Here is a 12967-nt window from a genome sequence, read left to right as displayed (position 1 = left end):
AAAAACTATCTTGTTTGAACAGTGCAGATAACTAAGTTAAAGATTTTTGGATTCAAGTCCTTTGCTCAAAGAACCGAAGTGAATTTCCCCACTAAGGGTCTTACCGCTGTGGTGGGTCCTAACGGTTGTGGTAAATCCAATATTACGGACGCAATCCGTTGGGTGCTCGGCGAACAGAAAGCCGCCGCACTTCGTATGGGCAAGATGCAGGACGTGATCTTTAGCGGTACCGAAGAACGTGCCGCCATGAGCCTTGCCGAAGTTTCCATTGTGATTGACAACAGCGATGGAACTTTGAATTCTGAATATTCCGAAGTGATCGTGACCCGTCGTGTTCATCGTGATGGTTCCGGTGAATACCTGATCAACAATCAGGAATGCCGCCTTCGTGATGTTCATGCATTGCTTTTTGACTCCGGCCTCGGTTCCAGTACCTATTCCCAGATGAACGCCGACATGATCAAGGCTGTTCTTTCTGACAAGGCCGATGATCGTCGAATTCTTTTTGAAGAAGCTGCTGGCGTTAGCAAGTACAAGCAGCAGCGTAAGGAAACCCGCCGCCAGTTGGAACGTGTGCAGATGGACATGGAACGCGTGGAAGACAATCTCCGTGCCGTTCGCCGTTCTGTGCGTATGTATGAAACCCAGGCGGAAAAGGTCAACGAATACAAACGCTTGAGCAAGCGCCTTCGTGAACTGGACCTTTCCGTAAGTATTGACAAGTTTGAAGACATGCGTGAAGGTGTAAGCACCCTGGAAACCACGACCAGACGCATGAACCACGAAGTGGAATCTGCAAAGACCAAGGCAACGGAACTTCAGACCAGGATTGACGAAAAGAAACTCTTGATCAGCGAAGACGAAAACGCCTACCGCGATTTGGAACGTCAGGTTCAGTCCATCACCATTGAGTTGAACGACTTGAACAATTCCCTTGGCCGTATCCGCGATACGATTTCTGCCTTGGAAGCCGCCAACGAAAAGGCTCAGGAAGAAATCAACCGCAGCCAGGACAAGGTTCGCGAACTTACCGAAGAACAGGCTCGCCTTGAAGAAGAAAACCGCGTGCTGGGTTCCGATAGTGATGTGGAAGAAATGAACGCATTGCTTGAACGTGAACGCGAAATTCTGCAGGTGATGCGCGATAAAGTGGATGATCTTCGCAGCCAATCTAGAGACTTGGCTAACGAACGTCTTCAGGCAACGAACCGTGCCAATGCTTTGCGTGGCCGTTTCGAACGTATGGACGCCGAATCCGCTTTGCTCCAGGGCAACTTGGAAAAGTGGAATGTTGAAATTGAAACCATTCAGAAGCAGAAGTCCGAAGCAGAAGATGCTCTCCGCGATATTCAGACTGGAATGGATGAAGCCAATGCTGAAATTGAACGCCTGACAGAACAGAAGACCACTCGCGAAGAACGTTTGGAAGGCGACCGCTCTGACCTTCAGGAACAGCAGAAAAAACTTCAGGATCTTAAGAATGAAGAAGCTCGTTTGCAGTCCCGTATCGATGTGCTGCAGAGCGTTGCCAACGAAGGTACCGATGCCAGCCGCTGGCTTAAGGAGAACAAGGCTGATCTGATTGGAGGCCTGCTTTCTGAACGCATCGAAGCTTCTCCTGAATACGCATCCTATGTGGAAGCCGCTCTTGGCGACTTGATGGATGCCGTGATAGTTTCTAGCGATTCCAATGCCGTTAACATTGTGTATTCCATGAAGGACTACAATGTGGGCAAGGCTTTGCTCGCCTTGGTGGGCGAGGCTGCTCCTGCTTACCAGGGCGTTGTGGATGGAGCCGGCGTTGTGGGCTGCCTGAATCAGTTTGTGAAGGCTGATGACGAAATCAAGCCGTGGCTCACCGGCATTCTTTCCCGCTACTTTGTGGTGGATTCCTTGCAGACGGCGATTGCCTTTGCAAAGAACATGCGCGAACAGGATTTGTGCTTTGTGGCTCCCGATGCCATTGTCCGTACCAGCGGCTTGGTCAGCAGCGGTGCCGCAACTTCTGGCGCACTTTCCCGAAAGAATGAAATTGCAGAAGCCACCAAACTTTTGGAAGATGTTCAGTCTGAAGTGGTTGCTGCCGAAGAAGAAATTTCCCGCTTGCAGGATCTCGTTGATGAAGATACCAGCATGTTGGAATCCTTGGTGGATGACCTTCGCGAAAAGCAGGATTCCCTCCGCGGTGGAAACGCTAGCATCTCCATCCAGAACAATGTGATTTCCGGTTGCGACCGTCGTCTTGCTCAGCTTGAAAACGAAGTCCGCAATGCTCAGGCCAAGATCCAGGCTGCAGAAGAAACCAAGAACAGCGATGCTGAATTGGCAGAAGCCCAGGCTGCTGTGGAACGCGCAGAAAACGAGTATGCTCGCGTTAATGACGAACTGAGTGAAAAGGATTCCTTGTTCCGCGAAAAGGAAGAAGAAGTCCGCGACTTGGAACGTGCCGCCCAGGACAAGAATGCAAAGCTTGCCCAGAACACCAGCCGCCTGCGTAGCATCGCCGACCAGATTGAATTCCACGAGAATTCTATTCGCAGCCGTAACGATGAACTTGTTCAAAATGCGGCCGCCATCGAAAAGAACGAAGGCGAAAGCAATTCTGTTGCAGATCAAGTCCAGGCAAAGGACTCCCAACTTCGCGAAGTTGAAGAACAGCGTGACCTTGCCCGCGAAAAGTATGAACTTGTTTCTGGCGACTTGGAAGATTGGCGTAGCGAAGTCAATCATCTCCGCGACGAAATGATCGAAAAGATGAAGGACTTGAACGAAGTGGGCCGCCGTCAGGAAGCCTTGCAGGCTAACTTGGACCGCCTCGTAGAACGCGTTACCAACGAATACTCCGTGGATCTCGCAAATCCCGAAGATGTTGAACGCGTTGAATATAGCCAGCCCGAAGCTGATCGTGAAATTCGTGAACTCCGCGGCAAGATCAAGGACCTTGGCCCTGTCAACGTCAACGTGATGGAAGATTACGAAGACGAAAAGAAGCGCATGGAAGAAGTGGAAAAGCAGTTCGACGATTTGGACCGTGCCCGTGCTTCGCTCGACCGTACCATCACTAAGCTTGATGATATTGCCCGTACCCGCTACTTGGAAACCTTTAACAGAATCCAGAAGAACTTCCAGTTTGTGTTCAGTAAGCTGTTCCTCAATGGCGAAACCAAGATGAGCCTTGTGGAAAAAGTGGATGACATGGGCAAGCCCATGGACATTCTGGATGCGGATATTGAAATCAACGTTCGTCCTACCGGTAAGAAGATGCGCGGCATCAAGGCTCTTTCCGGTGGTGAACATGCTCTTACCGCAACGGCACTTCTCTTTGCTATTTACATGGAAAAACCGTCGCCCTACTGCGTGCTGGACGAAGTGGATGGCCCGCTTGATGACGCAAACGTGGGTCGCTTCATGGCCCTCCTCCGTGAATTCAGTAAGCAGACCTTGTTCATCGTGGTTACCCATAACAAGCGTACCATGGCCGAAGCAGACATGCTCTACGGTGTTACCCAGGAAATCAAGGGTATCTCCCGTATTGCTTCTGTGCAGTTGGCCGACGCTACCAAATTCGCGATCTAAGACCGGTCGTAGATCACGTAATACCGCTCGGGACTCACTAAAAGAAGGTCGTTTTTACGTCGTTCAAAACGCAGCTTAAATCCCTCAAGGGAATTTTCTACGGTTGTGGTGCAGCCATCTGCTACGGAACAAATCCGTTGGGTGCGCTGTTCCTGTACCGCGAAGGTCTTTCTCCGGAATCAGTACTTTGCTACAGATTCTCCATAGCCATTGTTTTGCTGGCCTTGTTGATGTGCTTTAATCGCTCCAACTTCGCCGTGAAAAAACGGGAATTAATTCCTTTGGCTTTTCTCGGTTTTCTATTTGCTGTTAGCGCCTTGGGACTTTATGCATCCTTCAATTATATGGATGCAGGTCTTGCCTGCACCTTGCTCTTCTTGTACCCTCTGGAAGTGGCTTTGATCATGGCTGCGTTCTATAAAGAAAAACTCACTGCCTCGGTGGTTGCAGCCATCGCCTTGTCTTTGGCGGGCATCGGCCTTTTGTACCGTGGCGGGGAAGGTGGCACAACCTTAAGCCTTATTGGGCTGCTGCTGGTCTTTGTATCCTCGTTAGCTTATGCAATCTACATTGTGGTAGTGAACAAGGCGGACCTGAAAATGGGTTCTGCAAAACTTACCCTGTATGTAATGATGTTCTGCCTTTTGTTCCTGGTTCTTTATTCCGTGACATTTGGCTCTGGCTTGCCACCGGTATTGCATAACCCGTCTTCTTATGGTTGGGCGCTGATGCTTGGCTTTGTTCCTACGGTTCTTTCCTTGGTGTTTATGGCCAAGGCCGTGAAGATTGTAGGCTCTACGCCTACGGCAATTATGGGTGGGTTGGAGCCTTTGACTGCTGTGATGATCGGTGTTTGTGTCTTTGGTGAAACATTGACCACTCGACTTTTCTTTGGTATTATTCTTGTGCTTGCGTCAGTCATTGTTTTGACGGTCAAGAAAAAGGGCTGATTATGAAATGTAATTGCAAGGAATGCGGTAAGGAATTTAAGGAACGTGTGGGCATGTCTCCTATGGAAAGTAACATGGCCATGCGTGTTCGCAACAAACTGGGCCACATTTGCCCCGAATGCCAGAACGCCTTGGCAGAAACAAAGAGGGGTCGTCGTAAACTTGCCTGGTGGAACTTCCGCGTGGCGCTGTGCTGTGCCTTGCTACTGTTACCCGTCTTTGCTGTATTTGCGGCCTTGATTGCGGTGCTGGGTCTGTACGTTCTATAAAAAAACACCTCGCTTTAATCACGAGGTGTTACGTAGATGGTTTGTGGATTGAGTAATTAATTTTCTAGCAAGCTGTCGTTGTACCATTCTCCGTAGGCTCGAACTTTGTATTCGTTGCTGGTTCCGCAAATCCAACGGCTACTTTCTGCGTAGCGACGGCTTACCACCGTATTTTCATTAATGATCCCTTCGCAGTCTTCAATAAGGAATGTCACGAAGGATATGCTGTTGGTGACCGCGCATGGATGTAAAGTTTTGTCATTGTTGTAACCGCGATATATGCTGATGGTCTCTATGGTATCTCTCGTCACTTTGGTTAGAATGTGGGCTGTAGGCTGGGTGTAATCGGAAGCTCCTACTTCGTAGTACTTGCAGCTGATGTTTCTCTTGGAAAAGTCTATAATAGAATCTGTTAATGGGTAGAACTTGGCGATATTGTCTCTGCTGATGAGGCGGATTTGTCCGTTAGCGTAAGAGATTGTTTCCTGCTCCGTGGACTCTTCTAAAAGAGGAATGGAACCATTGTAGGCGACTACGTGGCTGTCGAAGGATAAGTCTTCGGGTCTTGCATATTGGAAAGCGTAGTTTTCCAAGGTTCTAGATGTTGTATCGATGGTGATGGTGTCGATGTCTTCTTCAGGGAATGTGATGATGGTCGGCTTGAGTGCGTCCAGAGAATCATAAATATCTTGAATTTCCAATTCTTTGCAGTTTGAGGGCATTATTGCATCGAACATGAAAATGGTTTCATCAATATCCATGTATTCTGATTCCGTAATGCAGACATAGTCGAAATTATTTCCGTTGACTCGTAAGGTGTCAATCGTGAAATCTAGATCGTTGTAGAAATGCACGCAGGTCTTTTGGAACATATAGACAAGAGGGTCAATGCCGGCCTTCAAGTTTCTGCCGGAGTAGGCTCTGATAATAAAGTTGTCTTTAATCTTGATAACGCCGGTCAATTCTTGCCCGCTTTTTGTTGCACAACTTGCGGAGGCAGCGTTTTCTGCACCATAGGTATCGACGGTGTATGTTTCGTATTGCTTTCTGGCAGTGGGTTCTGTTGTGAACTTGTAGATTTCGTCGAAATTCACAACGAAGCCGTCCAATGTGCTGGTTGAACTTACGACGGGATTTTCTGTGCTGGAAGAGCTGTTGTTTGCAATAGCGTTGGGATCGATAACATTGCCTGCGCTTTGATCTTCTGAACAGGCGGAGAGAATGAGTAGGCTCAAGGCGACAGCCGGGATAAATAGTTTTTTCATGATGGGCCTCCTAAACTTTTTTTGTAAACGGGAAAAATTGGATGTTCATGCGGTACACCTGATTCAGGTTCTCGCTGTTGGCGGTGATTGCGTTGATTCGCTTGCAGCAGTGTTCGATTTCTTCAACCACCTTACCATAAAGTTCTTCGTTCACGCCCATGGTGATACCCATGAAGTGGCGTTCTCCTGCTGGGTACTTGTCCACTGCCTTTTCTGCAAAGTTTGCCATAGTTTTGTGCATGGATCTGATTGCCAGAGGAAGGGCTTCCTTGGAACCGATGAGTGTTTTTTCGGTTTGGGAAAAGGATCCGTTGCCGTCGGTTTTCAAAAGACCGCGCTTAACCAAGAATTTCAAAATTCGGCTTACGTCTTCTGCGGAAATTTCTTCATTGCAGACCGTTGCCATTTCCTTGGGCTTTGCGCCAGGCATCATGGGAGCAAGTTCTCGAAGAACCGGGTATTCCCAGGACTGGTAGAATTCAAAGGTGTCGCCGTCGATAACTCGGGCCTTATGTTCCTTGGCGATGGCGTCCATTTCCATGAGGATGGATTTTTGGGCTTCGTCGGTTCTTGCATTGTCCAGGGAAACCATAAGAGCGAAGTAATTTGCTTCGTAATCCACAAGGTTCATCGCCCGGGCCACGGGCTCAATCTTTATCTTGCTCAGTTTGCTTTTTCCATCGCAAACCAATTTCAAAAAATTGGGGGAGGTGAATCCGGCCAGCTTATTGAACTCACGCCAGGAGAATGCGGAAACTCTTTTGCGTTCTTCGTAGAAGTCCCGCATATATTGGCGAAAATCAGTGTAACAAGTGATGTTCTTCATGTTATCAAATATAGGCTTTGAAACATGAAATCGGTTGAATTGTTATACAAAAGTTCTAAAAAATATTAAAAACAAAGATTTTGATGATAAAATTATGAAAATATTTTTGTTTATTATACAGGCCGTATTATAAACAAAAACGGCAGGGAAGTGCATTACCAAATCCCTGCCGCGGCGCGATTGTCTTTGGAATGGAGCGCGCCTATCTTGCTGTGTGGATCAGCAAATTTTTAACAGAAGAAGTCCTTCCAGATCTGTGTACCGAGATCGCAAAGGTTCACCTGCATTTCTTCAATCTTCTCGTGAAGACCGCTCTTGATGATTTCCTCGATGGTGGAGAAAGCCATATCGGAACGCATCTTCCCGAGAAGACGGAGAGAGTCCGCGTTGCTCTTTACGGGGAAGGCAATATTCTTGAGACTGATTTCGGCCTGTTCCAGGCAGTAGCGGAGGGACCTGGGGAAGTCTTCGCTCAATAGCAGGAATTCGGCAACGTTCTGGGGCGTCACATTGGAATTCTTGCGGTGGAACATTTCGTAGGCGCCCACGCTCTTGAGAACCGCATTCCACTGGACTGTATCCAGGGCCATGCCTACCATGCTTACATCCGGAAGGAGGATGTAGTACTTCACATCCAGAATTCGGGAGGTCTGGTCGGCGCGTTCGATCATGGTGCCCAGGCGTGCGAAGTTCCAGGCTACGTCATGAGTCATGGTGCCCTGAATGATACCTACGGTCAGCTGGCTGAATTCCTTCACGCTGTTGTAGAAGGCGTGGGGTGCGGCTAAAGCCTGCTTGGGCATTTCGGGATCGTTCAACTTAAGATAGAACTGGTTGATGGCAATCCACAATTCAGAGGAAATTCTCTCACGGACACAGCGGGCGTTTTCGCGGGCGGCGGCCACGCAGGAAATAATGCTGCTGGGATTATCCTTATCGAAGGTAAGGAAGGTGAGGGCGTTTTCGGTAGAGACGTGGGCGTAGCTTTTGAAGAAGGCATCGGCGTTACCGGCGGTCTGGATCACCGGTTCCCAGGGGCGTTCTTCGCCGGGCAAGTCCAGCTGCAACTGAAGATTGACATCGATGGCGCGGGCCACGTTTTCGGCACGTTCAATGTAACGGCCCAACCAGTAAATGGAATCTGCAACTCTGCTTAACATGATAAAAACTCCGTTTTTTAATTGATAACTAAAGTTATCGTTAATGTTGCGCCTCGGTCATGTCAAAAACTTCGTTTTTGCCGCGACTCTCGGCTTAGACATTAATTGATGATTGACGATTGATGATTATTTAATTTGGCGGCGTAGCCGCGATTTTTTATCTCTCGTCTTTCGTCTGTAGGCGCGAAGCGCCGTTCTTTCGTCTATTGTTGTTGTTGTTGCTGTTGTTGTTCCATCCATTGCTTGGCTTGGCCAAGTTCAGGAGCCTTCTCGTTTTCGGCAATGACCCAGGTATCCTTACAGCCACCGCCCTGGGAACTGTTCACCACGATGGATCCCTTCTTCAGGGCCACGCGAGTGAGGCCACCCGGCAGGATGTAGGTTTCCTTGCCCTGTACAATGTAGGGGCGAAGGTCCACATGACGGCCTTCGAAGTTGCCATCCACAATACAGGGCACGCGGCTGAGGGAAATCATGGGCTGTGCGATGTAGTTACGCGGGTTGGCCTTGATCTTTTCCTTGAAGGCTTCGCATTCTGCCTTGGTGGACTTGGGGCCAACAAGCATGCCGTAGCCACCGGATTCGCTGGCAGCCTTCACCACCATGTTCTCGATATGGTCGATCACATGCTGCATGTGCTTCGGGTTTTCGCAGACGAAAGTGGGAACGTTGGGAATAATGGCTTCTTCACCAAGGTAGTACTTGATGATCTGCGGAACATAAGTGTAGATGGCCTTGTCGTCGGCAACACCGCAGCCAGGGGCGTTGGCGAGTGCCACGTTTCCAGCCTTGTAGGCGTCGATCAGTCCCGGCACACCCAGGCAGGAGTCGGGGCGGAAAACCTGCGGATCCAGGAACTCGTCATCCACACGACGGTAGATCACGTGAACCTGCTTGAGACCGCGGGTGGTGCGGGCGTAGACTTTCTTGTCCTGAACAATCAAGTCGTTTCCGGTCACAAGGTCCACGCCCATCTGCTGTGCCAGATAGGAATGTTCGTAGTAGGCGGAGTTGTACACGCCCGGTGTGAGCACAACAACCTTCGGTTCTGCAACGCCATCGGCCAGGTATTCCAGGGCCTTGCGGAGGCGGGTGCAGTATTCATCCACAGGGCGGATGCTGCAATGGGTGAACACCTGGGGGAAAGTACGCTTGAGAATCTGACGGTTCTGCAGCACATAGGAAACGCCGCTGGGGCAACGCATATTGTCTTCCAGCACGTAGAAGGTACCGTCGGTATCGCGAACCAGGTCGGTACCGGTAATGTGTGCCCAGATTCCCTTGGGCGGTACGAAGCCTTCCATCTGCGGGCGGTATGCGGTACAGGTGTTGATGAGGCTTTCGGGAACTACCTTGTCGCGGAGAATCTTGCGGTCGTTATAGATGTCCGTAAGGAAGCAGTTCAAAGCTTCGGTACGCTGGCGAAGGCCTGCATCCAGGTGCTTCCAGTCTTCGGCGCTGACAATACGGGGAATGACATCGAAAGGAATGATCTTGTCCTTTCCATCCTTGTTGCCATAGACTGCGAAGGTGATGCCGTTGTCGAAGAAAGCCGACTCTGCAACTTTCTGACGACGCTGCAGCTCACCTTCCGGCAGTTCGTTAATGCGGGTAATGAGCGGTTCTGCCGACGGACGGGGTGTTCCGTCAGGCAGACACAATTCATCGTAGAATCCTTCTGTGTTATAGTTACCGAACTTCATATTGTTTCCTTGTGATTTATAGGTTCGAGGTTCCAGGTTCGAGGCTCCAGGAATCTCAAAGCTAGCCGTGGCTGGCGACCTCGTGCCTCATACCTCGTACCTCATTTTTCGTCTACGTTAACACCGACCTTTAGGATCGGGTTTCCGCCTCCGGTAATGACTCCCTTCAACGGGCTTACATCGCCGAAGTCGCGGCCCCACGCTAGAATAATGTGCTCGTCACCTCCGAGAACATTGTTGGTAGGGTCAAACTCAACCCAGCCATGGCCCGGTATAAAGGTGGCGACCCAAGCGTGAGTGGCGTCAGCGCCAATCAGCTTCGGCTGGCCTTTAGGCGGATGGGTTCGCAGGTAGCCGCTGATGTAGCGGCAGGGCAGGTGCAGCGAACGTAAACATCCGATCATCAGGTGTGCGAAATCCTGGCAGACGCCTTTACGTCCACGCAAGATTTCCCGGGGCTGGGCTCCGATACGGGTTGCGCCCGGTGTGTAAGCGCAGTCCGTAAAAATTCTTGTCATCAGCTCCTTGGCGCTATCGAAGATCGGGCGGCCGGGCTGAAAACTTCCCAATGCATAATTCCGAACAGAGTCGTCGGTATTTGCAAAGGGAGAAGAGTAGGCATACATGGAAGCTTCCAGAGTGTCGCTGTCGGAGGGGCACTTCAAAAGCTTTGCCACGTCTTCCCAGGCGGGGCTTTGGGCGGGCGGTTCCTCGGCCTTGACTTCCACGACACCAGTTGTCTTGAATCTGAAATGTTCGTGTTCCTGTTCAATGCTGAAGGCCAAAGCCCTGTTCCCGTAAATATCCAGGCGTTCCTGCCTTGCGGTGGGATTGGGGTCCACCTCGATGCGGTGGGAAATCCAGTTCTGGCGAGGTACCGCGCGGGGCAGCATATAGGCCAAATGGTTACTATACAATACGGGCAGTGTATAGTCGTAGACGGTTTCGTGATCGATCTGATAAATAGGCATCTTAAACTCCTTACACTTCTGTTGCCATGGCGTGAACAACGCCAGTTCTTGGTGCATGGTTTAAGTAGAGCCTACTGATCAACTCAGCCACATGTTCAATGGATGCGATCTTTTCGTCTACCAGTTTGGTCAATGTTTCGCGTTCACTTCCGTTTGCTTGTACAAGACTTTCGATATTTGCAAGACGCAGGTCTGCCTGCAATCTCATCAATTCCAGATCCAGCGGGGAGAAGGCGGCTTCGCCCTGGTTGTTTCCCGGCAGATGTTCCGTCTCTTCGCGGAGACGTGCAACCTGGTAAGCAACGCTTCGCGGGTTGGATTCGTCAGAAAGGAGCAAGTCCAGAACCGGAGTGACTTGCAGGCGTCCGCCATAGCGACGATGGTATGTCATGAGGCCGTCACCGATTTCAAGTACCGCCTGCAGCAAACGCAGGTTCGTAATTTCGTCTGCAGGGGCGCGGCTCAAAAGACTCTTGATCAATTGCAACGTGCGGATGGCGCTTTCGATTTGGCGTCCCATTTCAAGGAATCGCCATTCGTGGCCGCGGGTCATGGAGTCTGCCGCAAGGCCTGCCACAGCCGTACTGTCGGAAAGTACGGACTTCAGGTAAGGCAACAAGGCTGCGGCGCCGTTTCCAGCAGGCATTTCCGCCACGCCGAACCCGTTCAAGGCAAGCCACAGGTCTTCGGAAATTCTATCGCGGAGCTGTACTGCCAAGTCGCGGATTTCCGTGAGGGAACACTGCATGCCGTACTTGTTGTCCTTGCGCAGGATAAAGTAGCGCAATGCGTTTTCAGGGTCCTGTGCCATTCCGGACAACGAACCGTCGGAAATTCCCGCCTTCAAAATCCAGGGCAGTTCCGGCATTTCCATCCAGGATTCGTCGGAAAGGCGCACGGCAATACCGCGGGCGATTCGCGCCATCATGTTGGATGCGGAAAGATCACGCCCTAAGCGGAACAGGTTTTCTGCTGCGCGGCTAGGCAAATCGCCTCCAGCTCTCGACGGCATGACCACCTGATCCGCAGGGGCTAAAAGTGAGAAGTTTGCCACAGGCCTTTCGGAAAGGACCCAGATGTCCTTTTCTCCGACTTCCTTGTCGGCAGGTTCTGCGGCGGAAGTTGCAAGGCTTCCGTCTACCAGCTGGAACATGCCGAGGCCACCCGGCATTACCGATGTTCCCTGCATGGTATTCACTGCAAAGATTCGCATGGAAGCCTTTGCGGTGACAAACTTTCCGTCCTTGTAGGCGGGCACCGTAGAAACCTCCACGTAGCGCTCCGCGATCCAGGCTTCAGGATTTTCTTCCAAGGTCTGCAACAGGGCCAGCTGCGCCGTAGAAGTCATGGCGGCGTAAGTCTTGGGTTTGTCGTTCTCCGGGAAGGCCTTCTTGAAAATCCATTTTTCCGGTTCCCGCATCACCTCGTCGCGGCGGGATTCGTCGCCGAGCCAGACCGTTTCCACATCGGGAATCAACAGCTCTTCGCCAAGCAAGGTGCGGCAAATTTCCGGCAGGTAGGGCGTGAACATGGGAGTTTCCAGAACGCCGGAACCCAAAAAGTTTGAAATGGCCACATTGCCAGCACGTACGGTGCTGATAAGGCCCACAGCACCTTCGCCACTGTCGATGCGCAGTTCCAGCGGGTCGCACATGCGGTCTTCCACGCGGCGGAAAATGGTGCCGATTTTCTTGAGGCCCATGAGGGTCTTCATGTACACTTGCAAATTGCGTACCGCAAGGTCATCGTTTTCCACCAGAGGAATCCCCAGGTAGCGGGCGAGGAGGGCGTCCTCAGCACGGCGGGGACTATCCGGACCGCTGGCCAGCATCACCACGCGACCTTCGCCACTTGCCGCCCGCGACGAACCCCGCGCGGCATCAGCTCCGATTTCAGCCTGCAATCCGTCCAAGCAGTCCAGCAACTTCTTGAAGAAACCGGCCAAGCGTTCCGTGCGCATGCTGCGGAAAAGTTCCGGGAAGGCGCGGCTTACGCCAATGCGGTTTTCCAGCGCCCGGCCCAGACCATCGGGAACTTGCAGATGGTCCGCCATGACGCGGTAGGTTCCATCTTCCAGTCGCACGATATCCGAAGCGGAAAGGTGTACGTAGATGTTGCCTGCAGGTTTTACCTTCCAGGCCACTTGCAAAAATTCAGGGTTTGCGAAAAGCAGTGCCGCCGGCAACTTGCCCTCTTTCCAAAGCTTCTGCTCGCCGTAAATGTCGGCGGCCAATGCGTTGAAAAGTC

General features: G+C 51.1%; 9 protein-coding genes. 3 read left to right on the top strand and 6 right to left on the bottom strand.

Features of this window, described 5'->3' with window-relative positions; genetic code table 11:
• Nucleotides 1-21: 21 nt before the first annotated feature.
• From smc to MJZ25_10430, 3 genes are all read left to right on the top strand, one after another.
• Nucleotides 22-3576, top strand: a complete 3555-nt coding sequence (gene smc / locus MJZ25_10440; protein MCQ2124591.1) for a chromosome segregation protein SMC — start codon at nt 22-24, stop codon at nt 3574-3576.
• Nucleotides 3577-3713: 137 nt separating this feature from the next.
• Nucleotides 3714-4526, top strand: a complete 813-nt coding sequence (locus tag MJZ25_10435) for a DMT family transporter (protein ID MCQ2124590.1) — start codon at nt 3714-3716, stop codon at nt 4524-4526.
• Between the two features lie 2 nt (nt 4527-4528).
• Complete coding sequence (locus tag MJZ25_10430; protein MCQ2124589.1) at nt 4529-4795, top strand: hypothetical protein; 267 nt, start codon at nt 4529-4531, stop codon at nt 4793-4795.
• Between the two features lie 56 nt (nt 4796-4851).
• Here the strand turns inward: MJZ25_10430 and MJZ25_10425 are convergent, their stop codons facing one another.
• The 6 genes from MJZ25_10425 to MJZ25_10400 all read right to left on the bottom strand — a co-directional run.
• Entirely contained in the window at nt 4852-6060 is a 1209-nt protein-coding gene (locus tag MJZ25_10425) for a hypothetical protein (GenBank protein MCQ2124588.1), read from the bottom strand.
• Nucleotides 6061-6070: 10 nt separating this feature from the next.
• Nucleotides 6071-6886, bottom strand: coding sequence for a TIGR02147 family protein (locus tag MJZ25_10420; GenBank protein ID MCQ2124587.1), 816 nt, complete (start codon nt 6884-6886; stop codon nt 6071-6073).
• Between the two features lie 230 nt (nt 6887-7116).
• Nucleotides 7117-8046 carry an alpha-E domain-containing protein gene (locus tag MJZ25_10415; protein MCQ2124586.1) on the bottom strand — a complete coding sequence of 310 codons (930 nt, stop codon included), beginning with the start codon at nt 8044-8046 and terminating at the stop codon, nt 7117-7119.
• 203 nt (nt 8047-8249) lie between these two features.
• Nucleotides 8250-9749 carry a circularly permuted type 2 ATP-grasp protein gene (locus tag MJZ25_10410; protein MCQ2124585.1) on the bottom strand — a complete coding sequence of 500 codons (1500 nt, stop codon included), beginning with the start codon at nt 9747-9749 and terminating at the stop codon, nt 8250-8252.
• 101 nt (nt 9750-9850) lie between these two features.
• Nucleotides 9851-10720: a transglutaminase family protein gene (locus MJZ25_10405; GenBank protein MCQ2124584.1), complete on the bottom strand. Its 870-nt coding sequence runs from the start codon at nt 10718-10720 to the stop codon at nt 9851-9853.
• 10 nt (nt 10721-10730) lie between these two features.
• Nucleotides 10731-12967: circularly permuted type 2 ATP-grasp protein (locus tag MJZ25_10400; protein ID MCQ2124583.1), on the bottom strand; the 2237-nt coding region annotated here is incomplete at its 5' end.

The sequence above is a fragment of the Fibrobacter sp. genome (assembly GCA_024399065.1).
Taxonomy (GTDB): Bacteria; Fibrobacterota; Fibrobacteria; order Fibrobacterales; family Fibrobacteraceae; genus Fibrobacter.
This window is presented reverse-complemented; position numbering and strand designations above follow the sequence as displayed.

What these genes read in the sequence shown, in the direction of transcription:
- MJZ25_10430 (MCQ2124589.1), top strand. Translation starts at nt 4,529, where the DNA reads ATGAAATGTAATTGCAAGGAATGCGGTAAGGAATTTAAGGAACGTGTG.
- MJZ25_10425 (MCQ2124588.1), bottom strand. Translation starts at nt 6,060, where the DNA reads ATGAAAAAACTATTTATCCCGGCTGTCGCCTTGAGCCTACTCATTCTC.
- MJZ25_10420 (MCQ2124587.1), bottom strand. Translation starts at nt 6,886, where the DNA reads ATGAAGAACATCACTTGTTACACTGATTTTCGCCAATATATGCGGGAC.
- MJZ25_10415 (MCQ2124586.1), bottom strand. Translation starts at nt 8,046, where the DNA reads ATGTTAAGCAGAGTTGCAGATTCCATTTACTGGTTGGGCCGTTACATT.
- MJZ25_10410 (MCQ2124585.1), bottom strand. Translation starts at nt 9,749, where the DNA reads ATGAAGTTCGGTAACTATAACACAGAAGGATTCTACGATGAATTGTGT.
- MJZ25_10405 (MCQ2124584.1), bottom strand. Translation starts at nt 10,720, where the DNA reads ATGCCTATTTATCAGATCGATCACGAAACCGTCTACGACTATACACTG.